This window comes from Paenibacillus sp. JT22N1 (assembly GCF_059692155.1).
Genome location: NZ_JCAUAW010000003.1, coordinates 216,493 through 242,499, shown reverse-complemented (window position 1 = coordinate 242,499; position 26,007 = coordinate 216,493). Strand labels below are relative to the sequence as shown.

The window sequence follows — 26,007 nt, the reverse complement described above, 5'->3', positions numbered from 1 at the left end:
GCGAATATTTCCTAGTATGATATAATAGAATATGTCAAAAATCGATCACATTTTGCTTGAATTAATCAGTAAAGTGAAAGCGGTTTACCACGTGAGGAGGGTTTTACGTACATGGATCAAATGAAAGTTGAACTCATTGAAGCTGTATCCACTAATCCTAACATGATCAATTATGAACAAACGCATGCGACATTTGACTGGAAAGACATCGAGAAGAGCTTTTCCTGGTATGAAACAGGTAAAGTTAACATGGCATATGAAGCGATTGATCGTCATGCTGACTCATCCAAAAAGGATAAAATCGCACTTTATTATAGCGATAGTCAGCGAGAAGAAGCAATCACTTATGGACAAATGAAAGCGAAATCTAATCAGTTTGGTAATGTGCTTCGAGGTCTTGGTGTTGGTAAAGGCGAGCGCGTCTTTATTTTCATGCCACGCACACCGGAACTTTACTATTCGTTACTTGGAACCCTCAAAGTAGGTGCTGTTGTTGGGCCATTATTTGAGGCTTTTATGGAAACAGCAGTTAGAGACCGTTTGGAAGATAGTGAAGCTGTAGCGATTATTACGACACCAAGCTTACTATCGCGTGTTCCTTATAATGAACTTCCACATTTGAAGCACGTCATTCTCGTTGGTGAAAATGTGGAGCTAGCTGAGGGACAAGTTGATTTCTACAAAGAGATGGAAAGCGCTTCAACCGAACTTGACATTGAGTGGCTGGATCGTGAAGATGGATTAATTATCCACTATACGTCTGGCTCAACGGGTAAACCAAAGGGTGTCTATCACGTTCAAAACGCCATGCTCCAACATTATTATACGGGTAAGATTGTATTAGATCTTCAAGAAGATGATATTTACTGGTGTACAGCGGATCCAGGTTGGGTAACGGGAACCTCCTATGGGATCTTTGCTCCATGGTTAAATGGTGCAACGAATGTTATTCGCGGTGGACGCTTCAGTCCCCAAGATTGGTACAATACGCTTCAGAAATACAAAGTTACCGTTTGGTACAGTGCGCCAACTGCTTTCCGTATGTTGATGGGTGCCGGTGATGATGTTGTTACTGGGTTTGATCTGTCTTCGCTTCGTCACGTACTTAGCGTAGGCGAACCGTTAAATCCCGAAGTTGTACGTTGGGGGCTAAAAGTTTATAACCAACGTATACATGACACTTGGTGGATGACAGAAACAGGTGGACAACTCATCTGTAACTATCCATCCATGACGATTAAGCCTGGTTCAATGGGGCGTCCAATTCCGGGTGTCGAAGCGGCTATTATTGATGATGCAGGGAACATTTTGCCTCCTAATCGGATGGGGAACCTAGCTATCAAAACGCCGTGGCCTTCGATGATGCGCAAAATTTGGAATAACCCTTCGAAATACGAAGAATATTTCCGTTTGACAGGTTGGTACGTTTCCGGTGATTCGGCTTATCAGGATGAAGAGGGGTACTTCTGGTTCCAAGGTCGTGTGGATGATGTGATTAACACAGCAGGTGAGCGGGTAGGTCCTTTCGAGGTGGAGAGTAAGCTTGTTGAGCATCCTGCGGTTGCAGAAGCTGGGGTTATTGGTAAGCCTGACCCAATGCGTGGAGAGATTATTAAAGCGTTTATCGCCCTGCGTGAAGGCTACACTCCATCTGATGAGCTCAAAGCAGATATTTCCAAATTTGTTAAAGAAGGGCTTTCTGCCCACGCAGCTCCTCGTGAAATTGAATTTAAAGACAAGCTGCCTAAGACACGCAGTGGTAAAATTATGCGCCGTGTTCTTAAAGCTTGGGAGCTCAATTTGCCAACAGGCGACTTATCGACGATCGAAGACTAAGGCAATCAAGCCTTCTTTGCACCAGATCAATGGTGTAAGGAAGGCTTTTTATTGCGTATATAGAAGCATTTGAAATAAAAAAGACCCGGGTACCCGGGTCTTTCTACTTAGTGATTTAGTTGTTGTAGGCGATAGAAGCGGAGGGCTTTGACTCGCCCGCATCGTTGACAGCAGTTACTTTGTAATAACCGTTGTAAGCTGCTGCGTAGTAATGAAATTCGGTCGCATCATCAACAGAACCAAGCTTCTTAAACGTTCCTTTTTCTTTGTCACTAAAATAAACAATATATTTTTTTACTTTATCCTTGGACGCATTGGCTTTCCAGGTTAACATCACACCTGCGCCATCTGCTTTGGCTTTAATACCGGTTGGTGTGGCAGGTAGGTCCTTTGTGCTTCCATTGTTACCGTTGTCGGTTCCGATGGGTTCACCGATTCCACCATTAGTGCCTGGAGGGTTAGTAGTTCCTGGAATTTGATTGCCATCGACAGAAGGTACGAACAATGAATCTAGCGAGCTTCCATCTGTATAAGAGGAGCGGCTAGGTGCCGATTCTTTCCCCGCTACATCGACTGCTGTCACATAATAACCGATTAAGCTAGGTCCGGGGATTTGATCAATAAACTTCGTCTCTGCGCCAGCCAATACAACTTTGCCGCCCATGAGCTGGAACTTGCCGCGGTTATCAGAACGATATATGCGATAGCCGACGATATCAGGATTCGGACTTGCCTGGAAGGCAATAGTTGCTGTGTCACCTGACTTGGTTGTTACAACGTTCGTTGGTACTGCGGGCTCTTTACCGTCATCAACCCGAGGGTCAACTTCGGATGGTGCGTCATCGTCATAATCTGTTGGCTTATAATTATCGATCGGCTTACGGCTTTTTTCAGGAAGTTTACTCATGGCAACTTCGATTTCTTTGAGCAATTGACTGATCGATTTTTGTCTTTTAATAACCGTCTTCTCTTGGACGAAATCAGCCGGCGTGCTGTCTTGCGCCATGTAATTCAGGCCGCCAAAAGAACTGATTTTCATTCGAACCATGACATTGTCAACCTCAGTAGGCACATATTTCTTGTTGAAAAGATCCGTAACAAGAAGATCGGACTTAGAAGTCAATTCGCTCGGCAGCTTGCCGGATAAACTGGATACAGTTGCTGAGACAATACCATCTGGTTTGGCGAATGTTTTGGTAGGGAAGAGATCCGGTTTTTGCTCGATTGTTCGGTTCATAATGAGTGCCCATATATCTTTGGCGTGATTCGTCTGTAATGTTTTTGAAGACAACTTATTAATCGGTTGGTCATAACCAATCCAGACACCAACGGTAATATCAGGGGTAAAGCCCATAAACCAAGCATCGGCATCATCTTGCGTTGAGCCGGTTTTTCCAGATATCTCAATTTTGCCATATGATTTGTACTTTTTCATCAAATCAGTTGCTGTACCTTGGCTAACCACCGTTTTCATCATATCTGTAATCAGATATGCACTTTGTGGAGAATAGACAGGGGTTGGCTTTTGATCATGCGTATAAATCGTTTTGCCATTCGAATCTTTGATTTCGCGAATCATAAACGTCTCATTGAATACGCCTTTATTCGGAATAGATGCATAGGCGCCGGTCAGTTCCCTCACCGAAGTTCCTCGGCTTAGTCCGCCGATTACGCCGGTCTGCGCATAATAATCTTCTTTTTGAATGGACGTGATACCGAGTTTTTTTGCAAAATCCCAGGAATCATTTATACCAACTTTATTCAAAAATATATCAATGGCTGGGATGTTGTAAGACTGGTTTAAAGCTCTTCTTGCTGTCATTAATCCATGAAACTTGTGATCCCAGTTTTCTGGAAGATGAAAGCCTTTGACACCATCTTTTAGAATAATAGGGATATCATCCACGATACTAGCCGGTTGAATGGCCCCTTTATCTAAGGCTGGTATATAGGCGGCAATGGGCTTCATGGTTGATCCTGGCTGTCTGAATGCTTGTGTGGCGTGATTGAGCTGCTCTTCGAAGAAATTGCGGCCCTCAATCATCCCTTTGATAGCTCCGGATTTAGAATCGATCATGATGGCCCCAACTTGTTCCATGCCTTTTTTATCATCCGTAGGGGCGAAGTTTTTATCGTTACTCGATATTTCATGCATGGAATCATAAATGGTCTTATCTATGGTTGTATAGATTTGATAACCGCCACGTAAGAGTTGAGTATGTATACCTTTTAACGCTTCATTATAAGCGGCCTGGTTTTTCTTAGGATCAAGCTCAGGCTTCTGGATCTTCAACAAAATTTCGGCAGCTTCTTTTTCCGTTTCAATCATTAGGTAAGGATAAGTCGTATAAGCCTTCTGAGCCGAAGGGGGCATGGAAGCTTTAAGATCAAATTTAAGTGCTTCTTGATACTGTTCATTCGTAATTTTCTTTTCTTCCAGCATCCGTTTGAGTACTAATTGTTCACGCGTAACCGCCTTTTTGAAACCATCTTCATCAAAGTCAGGCTTACTCGTGAATGCAGAGTACAGCGATGGGGATTGCGGCAGACCGGCCAAGTAAGCGGCTTGAGCAACGTTTAACTTATCCAGATCGTCGATGTTGAAGAGACCTTTGGCAGCTGCTTTAATCCCATATAGATTATAGCCTGTCGCGCCATTGCCATAAGGAATTTTGTTCAAATAAGCGAGCAAAATTTCATCCTTGGACATTAGGCGTTCCATCCGCAACGCGAGCAGCAGCTCTCTTGCTTTACGTCCATCATCACGGTCTAGTGTAAGAAAGACCCGTCTGGCAAGCTGTTGCGTAATCGTGCTTCCACCTGTTTGAACTTCCTCGTTCAGTAGTTTCTGAGTTACTGCCCGATAAAGCCCGCGGATATCGATCCCGCGATGATTGTAGAAGTCTTTGTCTTCAATGGCGAGGACAGCGTCTAACAGAAGCTGCGGAATGTCATCTAGCTGAGCGAGTCGACGGTCTTCTTCCGTTCGCAATTGCCCTATGACCGTATCATCATTGAAGTAAGCAAAGCCAGTGACTGCATTTTCCTGCATCTGCTGACGTATGGCCTCTTCGGTACGAACAGGATCTTTTTTGACTAGGGCACTGACATACCCGAAAGCGGCAGATCCACCGACAATTCCCGCCAAAAAGGCACTAATGATGGTCCATTTTAATGTAATCCATGTTACTTTGAATGTAGTTCTCACCCAAGGGCGATTCCATTTAGCGAAAAAATTGCGCATAAGTTCCAATATCCTCCTTACATGAACCCTAATAGTATACCATAATTGCACCTTATGCGGTAATGATGAAGCGAAGAAACGATGCCGACATGGTTTGACAACACCCAGAAACATGTGATAAATTTTTATCAAATGCGTTGAAAGATCAGCAGTAGGTAGCTTGTGGATGCTTTCAGAGAGCCGGTGGTTGGTGCGAACCGGTACCTGCAGGTTAGTGAATTACGGTCTTGAGCAGTGAATGGGAACCTGCAGCAACATAAGCTGCACAAGTAGTATTTGCCGATTAAACCACGTTAAAGGTTCTTGAGTGAAAATAGCTAGCCGTGCACATAACACCTGTTATAGTTGTACGTATCTACTGTTTTAATTAGGGTGGTACCGCGAGTCAAGTCTTCTCGTCCCTTTGTGGATAAGAAGGCTTTTTTTGTATGTTTAATGAAAAAGGAGATGGATGAACATGGATATTTTGAAGGATTTGGAGTTTCGCGGACTGCTTCATCAAATTACGGATCGGGAGGGCTTGGACAAAAAGCTTAGCGAGGAGCGTGTTACGCTTTATTGCGGCTTTGACCCGACCGCGGACAGCTTACACATCGGTAGCTTGCTGCCTATTCTAACTCTGAGACGCTTTCAGCTCGCTGGTCACGTTCCTTTGGCACTCGTAGGCGGGGGAACAGGGCTGATTGGTGATCCTAGCGGAAAAGCCAATGAGCGAACACTCAATGGGCCTGAAGTTGTCGAGGCTTGGTCACAAAGCATCAAAAATCAGTTATCTCGCTTTCTCGACTTCTCCACAGAAATTGAAAATAGTGCAGAGCTTGTCAACAATTACGATTGGCTAGGATCGCTGAACGTCATCGAATTCCTTCGTGATGTAGGCAAAAACTTTACCGTCAATTACATGTTGGCAAAGGATTCTGTTGATTCACGGATCTCCAAAGGGATTTCTTTCACAGAGTTCAGCTATATGATTCTGCAATCTTACGATTTCCTGAAGCTTAATGAAACGAAAAATTGCTCTGTGCAAATTGGCGGAAGTGACCAATGGGGTAATATTACGGCTGGTCTTGAGCTTATCGGTAAGTCCACAGATAAACGTGCGTACGGGGTAACCTTGCCGCTTGTGACAAAAAGTGATGGTCAAAAGTTCGGGAAGACAGAAGGCGGAGCTATTTGGTTGGATGCAAGCAAAACGTCTCCTTATCAGTTTTACCAATTCTGGTTGGGCACAGCCGACAATGACGTCATCCGTTTCCTGAAATATTTTACTTTTGTTTCTCATGAGGATATCGAACGTCTCGAGGAAGAAGTGCAAGCTCAGCCTGAGAAGAGAGAGGCTCAGAAATTGCTTGCCCGCGAAGTTACGAAGCTTGTACACGGTGGAGAAGCGTTAGAAAGTGCACTTAACATTACAACTGCTTTATTCAGTGGTAATATTCAGGAGCTTTCACGTACGGAGATTGAAGAAGCGTTCAAGGATGTTCCATCTGCAACCATAGATCAAGATGATATTGCGTTGGTTGATTTACTGATTTCCGTAGGAGCGGCACCGTCCAAACGCCAAGCACGTCAAGATATTGAGAGTGGTGCTGTCACGGTCAATGGCGTTAAAGTGACGCAATTCGATGCAGTTACTAGAGATTTGGGTAGACTCGGAGAGTCTTACATCATTATTCGCCGCGGTAAAAAGAATTACTACCTGGTACAGTTTGCTTAACGAAAAAAAAGCCCCTTAGGGAAATCCCTGAGGGGCTTGCTTTTATTAACGGCTGTAGAACTCGACGATTTGTTTCTCGTCAATTTCTTGTGGAAGCTCAGAACGTTCTGGCAAACGAATGTACTTGCCTTCTACGCTTGCATCGTTGAACTCAAGGTAAGTTGGCAGGTAGTTACGGTTAGCAAGAGCTTCTTTCACTGCGGAAAGACCTTTGCTTCTTTCACGAAGAGCGATAACGTCACCTGTAGATACGATGTAAGAAGCGATATCTACTTTTTTGCCGTTCACAGTTACGTGACCGTGAGCAACTAGTTGACGCGCGCCTGCGCGGGAGTTGGAAAGACCAAGACGGTAAACCAGGTTGTCCAAGCGGCTTTCAAGCAAGATCATGAAGTTCTCACCGGAAATACCTTTTAGTTTGGAAGCTTTATCGAACAAGTTGCGGAATTGCTTCTCGTTCAAACCGTACATGTGACGAAGTTTTTGTTTTTCATTTAATTGAACGCCATAGCCGCTCATTTTTTTACGTTGTCCTGGGCCATGTTGACCTGGAGGGAATGGGCGTTTCAAGTCTTTACCGTTACCACTCAAAGAAATACCAACACGACGGCTTAATTTAAATTTAGGTCCTGTATAACGTGACATTTAGGAAAAACTCCTTCTTTTCAACAATTAGTTTAGTAGATAGCATCTAGATGTCAGGGTGAAGACAAGTGCCTGGTTTTGCTTACGAATCATAATGTGATTCCCTGACAAGAGTAGTTCAGCCGCTGTCTTGGCAGGAGCAAAAGCAGTGAGGGTGATCACAAATGGCATTCACCGAAATCATGTTGTTACTCGACTTCTAATTTTATTAAAAACAGGGGCATGTGTCAAGTCTCAATCCTTTAAAGTGATTCTAAAATATCGTGCAATAAGCACAGAAAAATAGTATGATAAATGAGGTAAGATTTAGCCTGGATCAATAGGACTACAGTTTGTTGGTGAAGGAGAGCCTATGAGTGAACCACTTCGTAGTATGAAACAACATAGTCGTGCAGATCACTTCGAAGAGTTTCTTCGGCAAGGACTTGTTCTTTCTAGCAACTTTTCCTATTGGGAATCCAATTGTCATCATGTAGCGCTAGATGCTTTTGATGAGTGGATTCACCAATTCGGGCAAGCGATGCTACCGCCTCAAACCGCACTGCTATGCGTGGATACGGATCTTAAAGTGGTTAAGGCTTGCTCCCATGATACACTTCTTACTGATGCATTGCTGCAGGTAGGAGCATCATGGAGCTATGCAGAACGTAATGACAATCCGTTGGCACGATGTGCTGAAAATCCAAAAATGCATATAATGACTAGCGAAGAAATGAGCGCAAAAGCACTGAAATCCGTTTTGGCTGCTTCGATTCCAGTCCTAGATCCACAAGGGGCTCCAATTTTATATTTGGGACTATTTTCCCATACACTTGAAGAAGCAGACGAACTTGCACAATTGTTCTATATACTCTCCCTATCTTTCCAAAGTAGTGTGCAGAGCGTAGAGGATCGTCGTAAGTACGACCATTTGTTTATGCAGCATCTAAATAGGGAACTTGAGTTTAAGAAGCATGATATTTTATTTGAGGCTTCTAAGAAACTACACGCCAAAATCGATGTTGATTCGGTATTGACTGAAGTCATTGAGTGCATGCATAGCGTTTACCCCAATATGCAAGTAGATTTATTGCTTTCACAAGATAATGACTCTACGAATCTATCTGTGAAGCCTTTGAATTTCCAAAGTACAGAGAATGACATTCGAACACGTGCTTTTATGGAAGGGCATGTGATATTTGAACCATCATCCGAGAATAGTGGCCCAAGTACAGGTCATATCGCTGCTCCATTATCAGGCAAACAGGGTGTATATGGCGTGTTATATATGACGTCTAAGAGCGATTTGATTCACGCTTCGGATTTGCAATTCATATCATTGCTTGCCGATACAGCCGGGTCTGCTTTTGAAAACGCTAAATTATATGAACAGTCGAATTTAATGATTAACGAGCTTCGACTTATTAATGAAATCACCAAGCAGTTAAATCAGAGCTTGCGTTTAAACGAAATCTTTAACTCAGCATCGAGCGAAATTTTAAGTATTTTCGGCGCGGATTATAGTTGTATTCTGCAAGCGGATAAAAATAGTGAGAATTTAATCGTACAAGCGACTAATTTGCCTGCGATGTTTCATGAGACCTTTACCGTAGATCAAGGCTTTTCTGGCGTCGTCTATACCTCCAAAGAACCGATTATTATTTCGGACTATTGGAGCAATGAAAAGGTCAAGTCAAAGCTGATGCAGTTAACCAACTCCAGATCGCTTATTGGTTCGCCGATTCTCGTGAATGGACAAGTTGAAGGCGTTATTCTAGTCGTCCACAGCAAGCCAAATTTCTTTTCCTATGATAACTACAAATTGCTGCAGGTTCTTTCGGGGCATATTGGTCTTGCCATGACGAATGCTTCCCTGCATGCTGAAGTGAAACGAATGGTTATTACAGACAACTTGACAGGACTTTATGTACGACATTATTTGGACGAACAGGCCAATTCGATGCAAAAGAAGGACTTCTGCGGTTCACTTATTGTAGTTGATATAGACAATTTCAAACGGGTTAATGATACCTACGGTCATCAGGTAGGCGATAAAATCTTGATCCAGGTAAGCCAAATTATTAAAACTAGTATTAGGGATAGTGATATTGCAGCAAGGTGGGGCGGGGAAGAGCTTGCGGTCTATTTACCCCAAGTTGCCAAGGCTCAAACGATTCGAATTGCAGAACGTATTCGTATTCGTGTGCTTGAGGAGACTAATCCGCAAGTAACCGTTTCCTGTGGTGTTTCGGATTGGAATTGGGAAGAAGACAAGATTAGTGTAGAATCGCTGTTCTATCGTGCAGATATGGCTCTCTATCAAGCTAAAAATAACGGTCGTAACCAAATTCGAACCGGCTAATAAAAAGCACTTGTCTAAGGACAGGTGCTTTTGCTTCGCTTTAACACTTTCACATCAAGAACTTGGTTGCTCAATTTGCATATAATGTCGAAAAAAGGTATCTAATCTAATAAATTTGCATAGGTAGGGTAAACTATATGAAGGATAGAAATAGTATAGGGTACTTCACTGTTGTATAACCAGATAACTCCTCACTTTTCTCTTCCTGAACCTTCTGTAACATGTTACAATGGTTTGGTCTAAGGGAAGGATGGTCGAAATTTGTCGGTGTTAAACAGAAACAGAAAACACATTTTGCTAGTTTTTTTTATTTGTATTTTGCTCGTTGCCCTGATTGCCTTTTTATTTTATAACCCTACAGGCATTAAACTTACTCACAGCAATATGCGACAGCTATCTGAACATTTAAGGGACATTGGTTGGCCCGGTAAAATCATCGGAATGGCTTTAATTTTTTTTCAAACGTTCTTTCCGTTTATTCCCTTTGTTGTTGTAGCAGGTACGAATGTTGCTATTTTCGGTATTAAAATAGGGTTTCTTGTTAATTACATAATGTCTTGTTTAGGAGCAGTTGCCTCTTTTTATTTTGCTCGCTATTATGGACATGCATGGGTAGAAAAAAAGCTCGAGCGATTTCCATTAGTGACGCAGTTTAGTAAGCGGATGGAGAAGCGCGGATTCCTATATGTCCTTCTAGGCAGATTGATTCCGATTTTACCTTCCTCTGCGATTAATTTTGGTGCTGGGCTAACTCGAATGCGGTTTACTCATTTTCTATGGGGTACCTTGCTGGGGAAACTGCCGATCGTATTCCTGGAATCGATGATTGCACATGATTTATTTCATTTCCAGAAATATAAGGGAAGACTACTTTTGTTGCTAGGTATTTTCGTTGTTTTGATTCTAATAGGGAACGGCGTGAAGAAAGCCATTGCAGCAAAGACGAAGTAAAGCGCTTTACTTGGAGAATGAAGGAAATTTTTAGTTGCGTTAAGTAACCTTTCCAAGTTATCATATAGGGAGCAAGGCGACCAATTCAGATGCAAATAAATGGAGGAATGAAATATGCCAAGTGCTAATAATGCCGCAATTGTTGAAATTTCACAAACAGCTAATAAATTCAGATCTTCAATCGTTCTCCAATATGATAATAAGTATATCGATGTAAAAAGTATCTTAGGTTTGTTTACTACATTGCTTAGCTCCAGCAACTATGATCTTCATGTACATGGGCCGGATGCAGAAGAAGCGAAAATCGCTATGGCTGAAGTATTCGCTAAGCACAATTTGGGCGTAAACGTTGTTCAAGAATAGAATTCATGCTTAAAGAAGGTACTCTCAGAATCTCTGAGGGTACCTTCTCTTGTATATTGATCCAATTTCGCTTAATATAGATCATATAAGGACGGATGACTATGCGTATAGGGGGAAGTTGGGAATGTCTTCATCTGATCTATTGCTGGACATGAATCAAAAAGCGCTTAATCTTCTCCAAGAAGATGCAGATAAAATCGAAAAGCTAATCGAAGTACAAATGGAGAATTTGACAACGCGTCAATGTCCACTGTATGAAGAAGTTTTAGATACGCAAATGTACGGACTTTCTAGAGAAATTGATTTTGCCATTCGAGCGGGACTTATTTCCGAAATACCTGGTAAACAAATTCTCAGCAAGCTTGAACGTAACCTTGCGGAGCTATATGAAGCGTTGAATAACAAAAAGTAACCCTTCACAATGGGTTACTTTTTTTTGTCTTTGTTTGCGTATTTAGACGAGGAAGAATACGACGCCTAGAATGATGTAGACCACAAGCAGCAGGAGACCTTCATACCAGTTGGTTGAGCCATCTTGGGTTATTGACTTCGTAATAAAGACAGCGACTCCGATTGCAGCAAGTTCATAGGTGGTGAAGACAATGTTCATGGGTGTTCCACTTACGAAGAAACTGACAAGTACAAGCACAGGAGCTACGAATAAAGCGATTTGCAACGAACTGCCGATTGCTATTTCTACGGCTGCACCCATTTTATTCTTCATGGCCATCATCACGGCGGCACTATGCTCCGCAGCATTTCCAATAATGGCAATGAGGAATGCACCTACAAACAGCTCTGATAATCCAAATCTATGGGTAACTTCTTCTAATGTGCCAACTAACCACTCACTGGTGAAAGCTACCATGACGGTGGCTAAGATTAGAAAAAGAATGGAAGTTCTTTTAGACCAAGCTGCCTCACCATGTTCAATGGCTTCATCAGAAAGTACATTTTTGTGTGTAACCATGGAGAATAGAAGCCAGAGCAAGTAGGCGACAATTAGTAATATGGCGACGATCATGCTCATTGTTGACGTTTCTTTGGTTGTCAGTCCACCTGCGAAGATGGCTGGAATGAATAACGCAACAACCCCAAGAATCATTAAGGAAGAATTGTGTGAAGCAAGTTTTACGTTAAATGACTGTTCTTTAAACTTTAATCCACCTGCAAATATGCTCAGTCCCAGAACAAGCAGCAGATTGCCGATGATGGCTCCGGTGAGACTTGCCTTGACGACATCGAACAATCCGTCTCTAACTAAGAAGAACGCAATAATTAACTCAGCTGCGTTACCAAACGTTGCGTTGAGGAATCCTCCCACGCGCTCACCTGCATAATGGGCAACACTTTCTGTTGCTTTACCTAGAAATCCAGCTACAAAAATGATAGCTATACAAGCAATAACGAATTGAAGTGTTGAATTCAGATGCATGTAATGAGCGATACCCGTTGTAACGAAAGAAATGATTAACCCGATGTAAAACAATTTTCCCTTCAAAGTAAACCCTCCGACTCATTCTTATATTGGTACTTTTTGACTTCTTTTAATATACCCACTTTGGAACCCAATGTAAATTCGATTTGTCCGTTGTCGCTGTTCTTGCTTTCATCTAGTGAACTTATTACAATAGATTTATACCAGAGTGGAGAGACTTTGAGCTCCACTCAATGATCCCTATATGAGGAGTTGATCTGTATGTCCGAAGACAATCAAACCGGCTTAATTCGTATTTCTGATGATGTAGTATCGACAATTGCAGGACTTGCAGCTCTGGAGACAGCAGGCATAGCAGGCATGTCAGGCGGTATCTCGGAAGGTTTAGCTAAGCGACTCAGTGGTAAGAATGTGCAGCGTGGGGTTTCTGTAGAGGTCGGGCAAGTGGAAGCAGCTATCGATCTACGTGTTATCGTCAATTACGGTTCCCGTATTCAGGACGTATGCAGGGATCTCCAAGAAAACGTGAGAGAAGCTGTTGAAAATATGACCGGGCTAACCGTGGTGGAAGTCAACGTCAAGGTAGAAGGCGTAGCGTTCAAGGAAGAAGAGACAGCAGATGATCCACATCGTGTTAAATAGAAAAAAGACTCAATCGATTTCACTGAAATCGATTGAGTCTTTTTTTGGGTTTTGCATCTTCTTTGTGTGATTGTTCCCGAGAAATACTGAGCAGAATCCCCATACTGATGAGAGAGACCATCATGGAGGAACCTCCTGCTGAAATAAACGGCAAGGTTACACCGGTAAGTGGAATGGATCCTGTAACGCCACCGATATTAATGACGGCTTGGAAGGCAAAAATGCTCATAATGCCAACTCCTGCTACCATACCGAACAAATCGGGACTGCGAACAGCGACAAGGATGCCACGCCATATAAAGAGCAGGAAGATAAGGATGAATATGGAACTCCCAATAAAACCAAACTCTTCCCCAATGATTGCAAAAATGAAGTCGTTATGAGCTTCAGGTAAATAATGCAGCTTCTGAATGCCTTGACCGAATCCTGCACCAGTCAGTCCGCCGTGTCCGAATGCGAATAAGGATTGGACGACCTGATACCCAGTATCCGAAGTATCGGCCCATGGATCGAGAAACGAGGTTAGACGGTTCAAACGGTAACTGCTTGACGTATCTGCTGTGTTATTTATTAGTAGGTAAAGGGTAACAACTATGGTTCCGATCGCAGCAAGGCCTGTCCCTAAAAGGAAAATATGTTTTAGGTTGGAGCCGCCCACAATGATAACAATAGCAGAGCAAACCAGCAGGATCATACAGGAGCCCAAATCAGGCTGGAGCATGATGAGCATACTGACAAATCCGACGATCACCAAGGCAGGGAGCAGCCCTTTCTTGAAATTACGGAACTTCTCTTCTTTATTACTAATGAGAGAAGCCAAATAAAGAATAACGATTAGTTTGGCGAATTCCGTTGGCTGAATGCCAAATTTACCTACATTAAACCAGCTGGCTGCACCGTTTGATTTTGAAGTGAAAATAACGAGAACGAGCAGCATAACGATAACAAAGAAAGCGGGAATAACCAACTTTTTCAGCTTGGTGTAATGGAGGTTCATGCAGAAAAGCATGCCAACGCTTCCTAAGCCAACAGCTATCAATTGCTTCTTCGTAAAATACCATGGGTCGTCCCATCGATAAGCACTCGTCATTGAGCTTGCACTGAAAACCATGGCAAGACCGAAGCAAACAAGTACAAAGGTTAAAAAAAGCAGCAGAAAATCCGGCGTTCCTCTTCGAGGGGGATTCATGCTGTTTCCTCGCCTAGTCTGCTAATAATTGCTGCAGTTGAGCTAATTTTTGGTTGGAAATTTTGAGAACCGACTCAGGGATAGGAGAATTGTAATCCAAGCCATGCGGGAACGTTTCTTTACCTATGTAAGCTTCTTCTAGGAATAAGATTGCATAAGGAGATTCTAGTTTACCGGATTCTACACGAGCATTTACACGTAAGAAATACACGGATTTACTTGCTTTATCTTCCATTTTAAAATCATAAGTAGCACGCGTGTATTCCCACTGCCAACGCACGAAACCAAGTTTAGTCGTTACTTCATCCAGATGAGCCAAATCGCTTTTTAAGCCTTTTAGGCCAGTTGCTTCAATAATCAATTTTAACGCCTCCATATTGTACGTATGCATTCTTTATTCATGATAGTATGTTTCCAAAGGTTCTGCAAGTCGATAACAACGTCAATTTTCTAATATTTGATGGCACTTTACAGATGAAACATGATCATTTATTTGGTAGAATAGGTTCAATGACACGGCAAGCGTGAAAAGTTAAGAAACAAGGATGGGCGGAGGATTTTCCTTATGAACGATTTTCAAGCAAGCTTACAAGCGAATTATGAAGAAATGGTTGCCTGGAGGCGCTACTTACATCAAAATCCCGAACTATCTTTCCATGAATATCGCACCGCTGAATTTGTGGCGAATCATCTACAAAGTTGGGGTATTGAAGTTCGCAAAAATGTAGGAGGCAATGGTATTGTCGGACTGCTCCGCGGCAGCAGCGAAGGTCCTACGGTTGCGCTTCGAGCAGACATGGATGCACTGCCTATTCAAGATGAGAAGAACTGTGCGTACTCTTCGCTCACAAAAGGCGTTATGCACGCTTGTGGACACGACGCACACACCTCAACACTGCTTGGTATTGCCAAGGTGGCGAGTCAGCATCGCACTCAACTAAAAGGGAATCTAGTTTTCCTGTTCCAACATGCTGAAGAAATTACGCCTGGTGGCGCTGATTCCATGATCCAAGAAGGAGCTCTTGAAGGTGTTGATGCCGTGTTCGGCGTTCATCTATGGACACCATTTCCTGTAGGCCATTTTTATTCCAAAGCGGGTCCCTTAATGGCGGCACCCGATGAATTCACCATTCATATTCAAGGAAAAGGTGGACATGGGGGTTTGCCTCATCAAACAATTGATAGCATTTATGTAGCTTCTCAATTAGTTGTTAATCTTCAAGCGATCGTAAGTCGACAAATTGATCCGATAGAACCATGTGTGGTTAGCGTTGGATCCTTCCACGGGGGCTCTAGCTTCAATGTCATAGCTGAAACGAGTGTGCTGAATGGCACTGTACGCACTTTCAATGCGGAACTTAGACAAGATGTGAAGCAGCGCCTCGAACGGATCGTACATACCACTTGTGAGATGAATCAAGCTTCCTATAAGATAAACTATAAATTAGGTTACCCTACAGTTGTTAATGACGGGAAAGAAGCAGAGCGCTTCTTCAAAGTTGGTACCGAATTGTTTGGGGCAGAAGCCGTGCACGAGTCCCCACTTATTATGGCCGGAGAGGACTTTTCCTATTATTTGAACCACCGACCAGGCTGTTTTATGTTCGTTGGTGCAGGTAATGTTGAGGCTGGCATCGTACATCCGCACCATCATCCGAAGTTCGATATTGACGAGAAATCCATGCTAAATGCAGCAAATTTGTTGTTAGGAATGGCTTTGGATTATATGGCATGAATGCCGTTCATCCTTTGGAGAATGCTATAGAGGTAAGTTAACTCCGAGGAGGGATTATGGACATGGCAGGTAAAACAGTGAGAGACATCATGAGTAAAGATTGCGTGACCGTTACTCTGCAGGATAATGTCTACGAGATCGCTTTGAAAATGAAGCAGCATGATATTGGATTCGTTGCCGTTGTAGAGGGCAAGAAGCTCATTGGTGTTGTAACTGACCGTGACCTTGTTGTTCGCGGATATGCAGAAAAGCATTCTGGTTCTACAGCTGTAGATAAAGTAATCACGAAGGATATTGCGACAATAAGCCCCGATACATCTGTTGAAGAAGCCGCCAAAATGATGGCTAAAGATCAAATTCGACGGTTACCAGTAGTGGAGAACGGCGAGCTTGTAGGAATCGTAGCCATCGGCGACCTAGCGGTTCGCGGCAGCTTTGAGGATGAAGCAGGGGAAGCGCTTAGCAAAATTTCATCAGACAAAACACTAGTCGGCAGTAGATAATCATGTTCCACGCATAATAATAATAATAAGCAACCTGTTTTCCATTCTATGGAGAAGGGTTGCTTTTTTTGTCAGGAAAAATTGTTATCTTTACTACCGATAAGTGATGAGAGATAATGATAGCGAAAAGGGTAGGGGAGGTTAGCATCTTAGAATGAATAGGGTCGAAGACAGCGCATTTATTGGTGTAATTATTCTAGACGCAGGTTGGCATTATACATATATCAACGAATATGCAGCAAAAATTTTAAATCGTATGCCTAATGAGTTATTGGGTAAAGTCGCTTGGGCAGAATTTCCTGCTGCGATACGGTACGCTTGTTACGATCAATTCCATAAAGCCCGTAAAAATAAGGAAGAGGTTCATTTTGAAGAGTACATAAAATCGTCCAATCAGTGGGTAAGGATAAGTGCATATCCATTTGGCGGGAGCTTGCATATTGCATTACGCAAACCGGATTATGCTGAGATTACTTCATTGCTAGAAAGTGAGTATTATCTAAAATATACAGAGAATTTTCAAGATTTAATCACATTGACTTCAGTAGATGGTAAATTTCGATATCTATCCCCTGCTATTCATCCGCTGCTCGGTTATGAGGTTGATGAAATGGTAGGTACTCGTATCTTGACGTATTGTCATTCAGATGACATAGAGATGCTGAGAAACATTTTTATGGATGAAAACCATTTGGCTGTTGCAGACCAAGGGATGATCACCTGTCGTTTCTTACATAAAAAAGGTTGGTACGTGTGGTTTGAGAAAAATTTCAAATGGATGTTAGATGAAGATGGCAAAAAAAGTAAGATATTGGGTATTTGGCGCGATATTACGGAACGTAAGCTAGTCGAGGAGCGTTTTGTTCAAGCACAAAGGCTGGGGCAATTTGGCAGCTTTGAGCGATATCTGAATGATGAGTATTGCATCTGGTCCGAGGAGATGTACCGTATCCATGGTCTTGATCCTGTAGATTCCATGGAATTAAGCGAAGCTATTAAGCAAATTGTATTGGATGATCGCGAGAAAGTAGCCCTTGCTTTTGAGACTGCTATTCAGGTTGGAATCTCAGACGTCGAGTACAGGATTGTTCGAAATGATGGAGAGGTACGCTATCTTAAATCTCAAATCGAGCGAGTCATCCGCGAAAACGGTCGTACGGCTGTACGTGGACTCATTCACGATATTACAACACATAAAGAAATTGAAGCTGAGCTTAAAAAAAGCAAAGCCAATTTAGAAATTGCGCAAGAAATCGCGGGATTGGGTCACTATGATTGGGATGTGATCAGGAATGATTTGTATTGGTCAGACGAGTTACTTGTGCTGTTTCGTATGCGCCGTGAAAGTTTTGGGAATACAATAGAAGCCTTTTTTAATACGGTTCATCCGGATGATACAGTTAAAGTGAAAGAGGCAATCCGTGATTCTCTACATGGCGGTTATCTAGATTTGGAGTATCGAATTATTGTGAACGAGAATGAGGTCCGCATGATTCATACCATGGCCAAAACAACCTATGATGAATGGGGGAGACCGCTGCGTCTATTTGGAACGGTGCAGGATATCACCATACAAAAACAGACGGAAGAGCTGCTGCGCAAAACGGAAAAATTGAACGTCGCTGGACAATTAGCTGCAGGTATAGCGCATGAGATCCGCAATCCGCTTACGGCACTCAAAGGATTTGCTAAGCTGATGTGTCATGCCAACGAAGAAAGCAAGCTGCGGTATTTTCAGATCATGCAAGAAGAATTTAATCGTATCGAAATGATCTTAGGAGAGCTTCTGATTCTTGCTAAGCCACAGGCTGTAGCCTTTCATCCTCATGATACCACAGCTATTCTTAGCGAAGTCATTGAACTGCTGAATACAGAGGCAATCATGAGCAATGTGATCATCGAACTAGATTGTGAACCCAATCTTCCTCTGGTTAAATGTGAGCGTAACCAATTAAAGCAGGTTTTCGTGAATATGATTAAAAATGCCATTGAGGCGATGCCAACGGGAGGCTGCCTGAATGTATCTGTGAAAAAGGTTGCGAGTGGTGTAGCTCTCTATTTCGCAGATCAGGGACTGGGTATATCGGAGGAGGGGCTGCCGCGCATAGGGGAACCCTTTTACACGACGAAAGAGAAGGGGACTGGGCTCGGCGTAATGGTTAGCTTCGCGATTATCGATGAACATCAAGGACATATCGAATATCAAAGTAAGCTAGGCGTTGGCACCACTGTCCTTATCCAACTGCCAGCTTCTTCGTAAAATGGGGGAATAGACCGGGAAAGCGGTCTTTTTTTCATTTCTATAAATCTTGTAACTGTCAAAGTTCGCAATAAGGTGGTCAATCTGCGACAAGATGCTGTCTTCTAAATATGCTACATTGATAACGTGTTCAATAATTGTGAATCTAACAAGAAAAAGGTGATAACCATATGGAGAAAGTAAGGATTGGTATTATTGGTCTGGGCAATATGGGAACCGGACATGCCAAATATTTGGTGAACAATGAAGTGAAGGGTGCTCAGTTAACCGCTATTTGTGAGTTCAGAGCGGACCGCTTGGAATGGGCGAAAGAAAACCTAGGTGAAGGCGTCCAATTATTCGACAATCTCGATACATTCCTTACTTCGGGGACAATTGACGGTGTATTGATTGCGACTCCACACTATGATCACCCAGATGTAGCTGCCCGTGCATTTAAAGCCGGACTTCATGTATTGTGTGAGAAACCAGCAGGTGTTTACACCAAACAAGTTCGTGAAATGAACGAAGCTGCGCAAGCTTCAGGTAAAGTATTCAGTATGATGTACAATCAACGTACAAATCCATTATATAAGAAGTTGAAGGATCTGGTTTCTTCCGGAGAGCTTGGTGAAATTCGCAGAACGAACTGGATTATTACGAATTGGTACAGATCCCAAAGCTATTACGATTCAGGCGGCTGGCGTGCAACATGGGCAGGCGAAGGCGGCGGTGTACTCATTAACCAGGATCCGCATCAGCTTGACTTGTGGCAGTGGACGATCGATATGATGCCTAAACGAGTTCGTGCATTCTGTTATTTCGGAAAGCATCGCAAAATCGAAGTAGAGGACGATGTAACCGCATTCGTAGAGTATGAGAACGGCGCTACGGGCTTATTCGTTACAACGACGGGCGAAGCACCGGGTACGAATCGATTCGAGTTGTCCGGTGACCGCGGTAAAATTGTGATCGAGGATGGCAAGCTAACTTTCTGGCGTTTGCGTGTATCTGAGAGAGAATTTAATGAAACCTTCAAAGGTGGATTTGGCCAACCGGAGTGCTGGAAGTGCGAGATTCCAATTGAGGGGCAAGAAACAGGCCACAAAGGCATCACGCAAAACTGGGTGGATGCCATTCTACATGGCACGCCATTGGTCGCTCCAGGGGAAGAAGGAATCAAAGGTCTGATGCTTTCCAACGCCATGCTGTTGTCGACGTGGACAGATAATTGGGTTGACCTGCCGATTGACGAAGAACTGTTCGAGCAGCATTTGCAAGATAAAATAAAAAATTCCACTGTCAATAAAGAGGCTGGCTTTAAAACACTTGTGGTCTAAAAAACATGAACACCCCGCGCTAATGCGCACATGGGTAGGATAGTGGAGGAATTCGGACATGCAGAAAAGCGATGGAATGAATTACGCACCAAAAGGGAAGCCAAACATTGTCGTTCAAAAAGGGGAGTTCGTTTTCGCAGCGATTGCCTTGGATCACGGTCATATCTATGGTATGTGCAATGGCTTGCAGGAAGCAGGAGCAGAGCTCAAATGGGTTTATGATCAGGACGCTGCTAAGGTAAAGGCTTTCGTTGAGAAGTATCCCCATGTGAAGGTGGCTGCGTCTGAGCAAGAAATATTTGACGATGCCGAAGTCAAGCTAATCGCTTCAGCTGCTGTACCTTCGGAACGCGGAGCGTTAGGTGTCCGAGCGATGGAGAATGGCAAAGATTATTTTACAGATAAAGCTCCTTTCACATCGTTAGATCAACTGGCTGCAGCCAAGGCAACTGTTGAAGCGACGGGTCGGAAATTTGCGGTATATTACAGTGAGCGTCTCCACGTGGAAAGTGCCGTTTTCGCAGGACAGCTTATTGAAGAGGGTGCAATTGGCCGTGTCGTACAGGTCATTGGTTTAGGGCCGCATCGACTGGGTGCATCGAATCGCCCGGATTGGTTTTTCAAAAAGGAAAATTATGGCGGCATTCTCTGTGATATCGGCAGTCATCAAATTGAACAGTTTCTGCATTATGCGGGGTGCAAGGATGCTACCGTTGTTAGCAGCAAAGTGGCGAATTACCATGCGAAGGATTATCCGGAGCTGGAGGATTTCGGTGACGCTACACTGATTGGGGACAACGGGGCGACAAACTATTTCCGTGTGGATTGGCTTACTCCGAGTGGTCTGGGTACTTGGGGAGATGGACGGACGGTTATTTTAGGAACAGAAGGATATATTGAACTACGTAAATATATTGACATCGCTCGCGATCCGCAGGGAGATCAGCTATACCTGGTCAACCAGCAAGGAGAAAAGCACTACAGCCTCCATGGACAAGTAGGCTTTCCTTTCTTCGGCCAGTTGATCTTGGACTGTCTGAATCGTACTGAGCATGCCATGACACAGGCGCATACGTTCAAAGCAGCAGAGCTGTGCTTGCTTGCTCAGGCGAATGCAGTCCGTGTGGAGTAGGTCTACACATTAGCTGGACAAAAGCCTTCATGGGCATCGATAATTGCCTTTTGGCATGATAACATAGCTGTACGTTTAGCTTAAAATTCGGGTAGTCTAGCGGTAATATCGCTAGCTGCCCGTTTTGCGTTCAGCGGTAACGGTCGTTTTGGGAACCAAGGAAAGACCCAGTCCATGCATCACGCATTTTTTGACCGTCTCATAGTTATTGATTTCATAAGTCAGGGTATATTGAATTTGGTGTTTGCGCAGCATCTTTTCGAATATATTGCGGCAGCGGAGTAGTTATTGGTTATTTTTTGGTATCAAATGCTTTATCGTAATCCTTCCATACGTAAACGAGCAAGCGATCATATTGATCCTTCTTATCTACATCAAATTCAAGCTCGACGGTTTCCTTCTCCAATCGCTTCTTCGTATAAGCACTTGCTTCCTTCCCATAAAACATAACCGGTGTATTAGGTTTCTTCGTCTCCGGTGTGTCCACACCAATTAATCGAACTTTCTCTTTCTTCCCCTTCATCGTGACCTCAAACGTGTCACCGTCCACGATACGTTCCACTTTTACACGCTCTCTGCCAGCTACAGCTGTGGGTTTACTCCCACAAGCAGTCATCAAGATAACTAGACTAAGCAGCGCAGCAAGAGAGATTTTCCATTTGCGCATGAAGGGCCTCCTTAGAGTTTTTGTAAGAAAACTATCTTCGTAAGCATTGGCTGAGTTTTCCTTTAGGAAAACTTGCATCGTAAGCATATACTGAGTTTTCGTAAGCATTTCCTTAAGTATGTTTTAGACGTTAGCATGGTGGGGATGTTTAAATCAAGTGCTTTCCTTTCATACTAGGAAAAAAGGAGGCAGCACATGATTGCCATGGATCCTACCCGCCCTCTGATTGTACAGAGTGATTTATCGATATTAGTGGAAACGAATCACCCGGAATTTGAAGCTGTAAGGGGGACAATATCCCGTTTCGCGGATCTGATCAAAAGCCCGGAACATCTCCATACGTATCGGATTACGCCATTATCTCTATGGAATGCATCAGCTGCTGGGATGCCAATAGAAGAAATGTCGGTTTTTTTACAGCGATATGCGAAATTTGGTGTCCCTCCCGCGGTACTGAGCAGCATACGTAAATATGTGAAGCGTTACGGCATACTGCGTATGGAGAATGTCGGAAATGAGCTCTATTTAGTTAGTGATGATACGGTCGTGTTAAAAGAAATTAGCGCGTACGATTCGTTGAAGAGGTATTTAGAGGATACCCGCGGAGAGCGGGCTATTGCTATTTCTCCGATTTCACGTGGTGTCTTGAAGCAAGAACTTATCAAGCTGGGGTATCCTGTAGAAGATTTGGCCGCTTATCGCAACGGTGAGTATCTTCCGATTCAGCTTCGGAATGAAGATACGATGGAAACGCCTTTCCAACTACGGGATTACCAAAAGCATGCTGTAGATGCTTTTAACGGTGTCGGAGAAGGCGGCAGCGGTGTGTTGGTGCTTCCCTGTGGAGCAGGGAAGACGGTGGTCGGCATAGCCGCGATGGCTAGGTGCAACTGTGCTACATTGATTCTGACAACCAATGTTACTTCGGTGAAGCAGTGGAAGCGTGAGATATTGAGTAAAACGGGATTAGCGGAAGATCAGGTAGGGGAATATAACGGAACTACGAAGGAAGTAAGGCCTATTACGATTGCGACTTATCAGATTTTGACGCATCGAGGGAAGAAAGAAGACGAATTCTCGCACATGCGGCTCTTTAGTCAGAGAGACTGGGGGTTGATTATTTATGATGAGGTTCATCTTCTGCCAGCCCCCGTTTTTCGAGCCACAGCAGAGATACAAGCGACTCGCAGACTCGGGTTAACGGCTACATTAATTAGGGAAGACGGTCGAGAAGAAGACGTTTTCTCACTTGTGGGACCGAAGAAATATGATATGGCTTGGAAAGAACTTGAGTCAAAGGGCTGGATAGCCAAGGTCGCCTGCAAGGAAGTACGAGTGTCTCTATCGGCTTTCGATCGAGATCGTTATGGAGCCTCGGGTGCTAGGCAGCAGTTCAGGATTGCTGGAGAAAATGCCGCTAAGCTAGACGTTATAGACCACTTACTACGGCTTCATGCTAATGAACAGACGTTAATTATTGGCCAATATATTAGTCAGTTGGAGCTTATCGCTGCCCATACCGGCGCGCCCATGATCAGCGGTGGAGTGGCGCATGAAATCCGTGAGGACCTATACGAACAATTCAAGAAGGGTCGGGTGCCCCTCCTTATTGTATCCAAGGTTGCTAATTTTGCAGTGGACTTGCCCGATGCCGTTGTAGCCATTCAGGTGTCGGGCAGCTATGGTTCGCGGCAAGAAGAGGCGCAGCGGCTTGGACGCATCCTTCGCCCTAAGAGCAGCGGTACGAACGCAGCTGTCTTCTATTCTCTAATTAGCGAGGATACGAAGGAGCAGGATTTTGCAATGAAAAGGCAGTTGTTTCTAGTTGAACAGGGCTATCAATATAGCATAACGAGTTGGAATCAAGCGGCGAAATGACGAGAAGGAGCATAGGATGAGATTTGAACATATGGATAGGAACATGCCCCGAGAACTGAGAGAGCTCATTATTGAACAAAAATGGTGCTCTTCTTTCCTAGAACAAGGAGTGGCATTACCTGAGTTAATGACGGATCAGAAGTACCTTGCTGAGTTGAATCGGCGTTTGTCATTGGATGAAAAGCATACTTTGCGTCTCATATTATCCGCATTCGGCTGTGAACCATTTACAAGAGAAGCATTGGATAAGCAAGCAGCTCTTCGTATGGCGGGTGCGCAAGTCGCCCTAGGCCTTTTAGGACTTAGACGAACAGGTATTATTGCGGCTTTTCGCAAAGCTTGGGGGGAGCAGCTTTTTATCCTGCCTGAGGATGCTTTTGCAGCATGGCAGATGTTATTATATCCGTCAGATCAGCTTCAAACAGGTAAAGAGGATTTGGCTCTTGAGCTGTGGGAAGCCGTGAGCTTTGGGCAATTAAACACATCAGATGCAGCTGCACCGATACATCCTAGAGGCTTGGCACAGCAACTGTTTCATTTTCTTGTGGCTTGTAACCATCAATCATCTCTACCGCTCACGAACAAAGGAACTTTACATAAAAAGCAGCTGCAAAAGCTAATGGAACATCTAGCCTTGCCTAATGATATTTTACGCTCAGCTGGGCTTACTTACGCATTTAGAGACGTTTATGACGAACCTTCCGCGCTAATGATTGAAATGGCTATTCGCATGGGTTTCCTTTCTATTCATAGTCAAGGTGACCGTTACCTTTTCAACCAGCAGGCCTGTCTAAGGTGGCTTCAGGACTCCTACGATAGGCAGCAGGGGCGGTTATATCAGAATTGGCGTCAGTTGTTGGTTCCTGCACCTGTCTGGCTTGAACATGGCATATCATTGATGGAGAGAGGAGAGTTCGGGCAGTGGTATGATGTGGACGTTATTATAAAAGGAATCCGTTCTTGCTGTTCCCTCGGGGGGCAGGTGATGGAGGAATCATCGCTTCGCAAGTCTATCATGAGCACATGGATGGCTCCTTTGTCTGTTTTCCGTTTCATAGAGTTGGGTACCGACAAGGATGATCATCTATGGTTTCGATGGTTAGTCACACCGATACAAGAGGCCATACAGGATAAGGATGATAACCCCAGATCGTCAGAAACGCATATTGAAGTGCGTCCCTCGCTCTATGTGCAGCCGGATTTCGAATTGTTGCTCCCCCCTGACGTTCCTCTTCGCACAGAATGGGATATCGCGGTTTTCGCTGACCTCCAAGCGACAGATCTTGTTCGTACCTATCGCATAACCAAAGAAAGCTTCTACCGTGCTTGGGAAAAGGGGATGAGCAGCGAAGAGATGATTCAGATTCTTCACGATAATGCTCTTTACGAAGTACCCGCTCATATTACGATTACTTTACAGCAATGGGGGGAGCAGGCCGGTAAGCTGTATATCGAAGAAGTAACACTGCTTCGCTGCCGTTCCGAGGATATTGCGGAGGCCTTGCTTAGAAACGAGAAATGCCTACCCCTTCTTGGGGACCGTGTTGGCGGATCAGACTTTATTATTTTGCGTGAACATCTTACTGTGCTTACGAAGTGTCTAGAGAATATGGGTTTCAATCCAAGAAGCAGCCGAAGAGAAGAGAATACAGCGATTTCCAATCCCCAGATTTCGTCCGAAAATCAGACAGGTGGCCTTTGTTATTCACGGGATACCATCCAGCTCTATGAAATGGATGCCCATTTGCCGGAGCGGGCTGAGTTGTATCCGAATATGCAGGATATTCCTGTAAGCTGGATTAAGGAATTTCGTGAGTATCATGGCTCTACTCGCAAAGAGATGATCCGCAAAGCAATTGAATGGAAAAGCGTTCTGCAGCTTCGTAAAGAAGGGCGAAATCGCTTCATTATCCCCCGAATTCTTCGCGAAGAACGGTCGGGCTGGATATTGGAAGGAATGGAGGAATATCAGGAGATTTCTCTGGCGAGCGAGGATTGGGAGGAAATGAAGCTTATTTTGCCTGGTATCAATGATGAAGGTGTTTATACATAAGTTAGATTGAGCGAATGATCAAATATCAAATGGACGAGGATTTCGCTGCAAAGAGAAAAGGAAGAAACTCTTGAGGAACTGTGGTATAGTAGAG

General features: G+C 43.8%; 21 protein-coding genes and 1 other annotated feature. Of the genes, 14 read left to right on the top strand and 7 right to left on the bottom strand.

Going from position 1 to position 26,007, the window contains the following annotated elements; all coding sequences use genetic code 11:
* Window positions 1-111: 111 nt before the first annotated feature.
* Complete coding sequence (gene acsA, locus AC58UU_RS07450) at window positions 112-1,836, top strand: acetate--CoA ligase (protein WP_497314340.1); 1,725 nt, start codon at window positions 112-114, stop codon at window positions 1,834-1,836.
* Between the two features lie 115 nt (window positions 1,837-1,951).
* Here acsA and AC58UU_RS07445 read toward each other — a convergent pair whose 3' ends face one another.
* Window positions 1,952-5,080 (bottom strand): transglycosylase domain-containing protein, encoded by a 3,129-nt coding sequence (locus AC58UU_RS07445; protein ID WP_497314339.1) that lies wholly within the window; start codon window positions 5,078-5,080, stop codon window positions 1,952-1,954.
* 128 nt (window positions 5,081-5,208) lie between these two features.
* Window positions 5,209-5,486: a binding site (T-box leader), on the top strand.
* Window positions 5,487-5,537: 51 nt separating this feature from the next.
* Here AC58UU_RS07445 and tyrS point away from each other — a divergent pair.
* Window positions 5,538-6,797, top strand: coding sequence for a tyrosine--tRNA ligase (tyrS, locus tag AC58UU_RS07440; protein WP_497314338.1), 1,260 nt, complete (start codon window positions 5,538-5,540; stop codon window positions 6,795-6,797).
* A gap of 45 nt (window positions 6,798-6,842) precedes the next feature.
* Here the strand turns inward: tyrS and rpsD are convergent, their stop codons facing one another.
* On the bottom strand, window positions 6,843-7,442 hold the full coding sequence (gene rpsD / locus AC58UU_RS07435) for a 30S ribosomal protein S4 (protein WP_057302933.1): 600 nt from the start codon (window positions 7,440-7,442) through the stop codon (window positions 6,843-6,845).
* 352 nt (window positions 7,443-7,794) lie between these two features.
* Here rpsD and AC58UU_RS07430 point away from each other — a divergent pair, with 352 nt between their 5' ends.
* From AC58UU_RS07430 to AC58UU_RS07415, 4 genes are all read left to right on the top strand, one after another.
* Complete coding sequence (locus AC58UU_RS07430) at window positions 7,795-9,783, top strand: diguanylate cyclase (RefSeq protein WP_497314336.1); 1,989 nt, start codon at window positions 7,795-7,797, stop codon at window positions 9,781-9,783.
* Between the two features lie 441 nt (window positions 9,784-10,224).
* Window positions 10,225-10,734, top strand: coding sequence for a TVP38/TMEM64 family protein (locus AC58UU_RS07425; protein ID WP_497314334.1), 510 nt, complete (start codon window positions 10,225-10,227; stop codon window positions 10,732-10,734).
* A gap of 114 nt (window positions 10,735-10,848) precedes the next feature.
* Window positions 10,849-11,097, top strand: coding sequence for an HPr family phosphocarrier protein (locus AC58UU_RS07420; protein WP_171648663.1), 249 nt, complete (start codon window positions 10,849-10,851; stop codon window positions 11,095-11,097).
* A 124-nt stretch (window positions 11,098-11,221) separates the two neighbouring features.
* Window positions 11,222-11,509 (top strand): Fpa/YlaN family protein, encoded by a 288-nt coding sequence (locus tag AC58UU_RS07415; protein WP_497314332.1) that lies wholly within the window; start codon window positions 11,222-11,224, stop codon window positions 11,507-11,509.
* 42 nt (window positions 11,510-11,551) lie between these two features.
* On the opposite strand, the gene cax is transcribed toward AC58UU_RS07415, so the two are convergent.
* On the bottom strand, window positions 11,552-12,598 hold the full coding sequence (gene cax / locus AC58UU_RS07410) for a calcium/proton exchanger (protein ID WP_497314330.1): 1,047 nt from the start codon (window positions 12,596-12,598) through the stop codon (window positions 11,552-11,554).
* Window positions 12,599-12,796: 198 nt separating this feature from the next.
* On the opposite strand from cax, the gene AC58UU_RS07405 reads away from it, so the two are divergent.
* A complete protein-coding gene (locus AC58UU_RS07405; RefSeq protein ID WP_029195598.1) occupies window positions 12,797-13,177 on the top strand; it encodes an Asp23/Gls24 family envelope stress response protein in 381 nt (126 codons plus the stop codon).
* Between the two features lie 19 nt (window positions 13,178-13,196).
* On the opposite strand, the gene ftsW is transcribed toward AC58UU_RS07405, so the two are convergent.
* Together ftsW and AC58UU_RS07395 are read right to left on the bottom strand one after the other, a co-directional pair.
* Window positions 13,197-14,366, bottom strand: coding sequence for a putative lipid II flippase FtsW (gene ftsW / locus AC58UU_RS07400; protein WP_497314327.1), 1,170 nt, complete (start codon window positions 14,364-14,366; stop codon window positions 13,197-13,199).
* 13 nt (window positions 14,367-14,379) lie between these two features.
* The gene (locus tag AC58UU_RS07395) at window positions 14,380-14,727 is read right to left on the bottom strand and encodes a YugN family protein (protein ID WP_171648669.1); all 348 of its coding nucleotides are present in this window, start codon (window positions 14,725-14,727) and stop codon (window positions 14,380-14,382) included.
* A gap of 204 nt (window positions 14,728-14,931) precedes the next feature.
* On the opposite strand from AC58UU_RS07395, the gene AC58UU_RS07390 reads away from it, so the two are divergent.
* From AC58UU_RS07390 to AC58UU_RS07370, 5 genes are all read left to right on the top strand, one after another.
* Window positions 14,932-16,101, top strand: a complete 1,170-nt coding sequence (locus tag AC58UU_RS07390; RefSeq protein ID WP_497314325.1) for a M20 family metallopeptidase — start codon at window positions 14,932-14,934, stop codon at window positions 16,099-16,101.
* A gap of 62 nt (window positions 16,102-16,163) precedes the next feature.
* Window positions 16,164-16,604 carry a CBS domain-containing protein gene (locus tag AC58UU_RS07385; RefSeq protein WP_497314323.1) on the top strand — a complete coding sequence of 147 codons (441 nt, stop codon included), beginning with the start codon at window positions 16,164-16,166 and terminating at the stop codon, window positions 16,602-16,604.
* Between the two features lie 154 nt (window positions 16,605-16,758).
* Entirely contained in the window at window positions 16,759-18,864 is a 2,106-nt protein-coding gene (locus AC58UU_RS07380; RefSeq protein ID WP_497314321.1) for a PAS domain-containing protein, read from the top strand.
* A gap of 170 nt (window positions 18,865-19,034) precedes the next feature.
* The gene (locus tag AC58UU_RS07375) at window positions 19,035-20,183 is read left to right on the top strand and encodes a Gfo/Idh/MocA family protein (RefSeq protein ID WP_497314319.1); all 1,149 of its coding nucleotides are present in this window, start codon (window positions 19,035-19,037) and stop codon (window positions 20,181-20,183) included.
* Window positions 20,184-20,241: 58 nt separating this feature from the next.
* Entirely contained in the window at window positions 20,242-21,315 is a 1,074-nt protein-coding gene (locus AC58UU_RS07370) for a Gfo/Idh/MocA family protein (protein ID WP_497314317.1), read from the top strand.
* Between the two features lie 111 nt (window positions 21,316-21,426).
* Here the strand turns inward: AC58UU_RS07370 and AC58UU_RS07365 are convergent, their stop codons facing one another.
* Both AC58UU_RS07365 and AC58UU_RS07360 read right to left on the bottom strand, forming a co-directional pair.
* On the bottom strand, window positions 21,427-21,582 hold the full coding sequence (locus tag AC58UU_RS07365) for a LysR substrate-binding domain-containing protein (protein ID WP_497314896.1): 156 nt from the start codon (window positions 21,580-21,582) through the stop codon (window positions 21,427-21,429).
* 25 nt (window positions 21,583-21,607) lie between these two features.
* A complete protein-coding gene (locus AC58UU_RS07360) occupies window positions 21,608-21,982 on the bottom strand; it encodes a thermonuclease family protein (RefSeq protein WP_497314316.1) in 375 nt (124 codons plus the stop codon).
* A 195-nt stretch (window positions 21,983-22,177) separates the two neighbouring features.
* Between AC58UU_RS07360 and AC58UU_RS07355 the strand changes: the two genes are divergently transcribed.
* Window positions 22,178-23,860: a DNA repair helicase XPB gene (locus AC58UU_RS07355; protein ID WP_497314314.1), complete on the top strand. Its 1,683-nt coding sequence runs from the start codon at window positions 22,178-22,180 to the stop codon at window positions 23,858-23,860.
* A 43-nt stretch (window positions 23,861-23,903) separates the two neighbouring features.
* Window positions 23,904-25,913 carry a helicase-associated domain-containing protein gene (locus AC58UU_RS07350; protein ID WP_497314312.1) on the top strand — a complete coding sequence of 670 codons (2,010 nt, stop codon included), beginning with the start codon at window positions 23,904-23,906 and terminating at the stop codon, window positions 25,911-25,913.
* The last annotated feature ends 94 nt before the right edge of the window (window positions 25,914-26,007 follow it).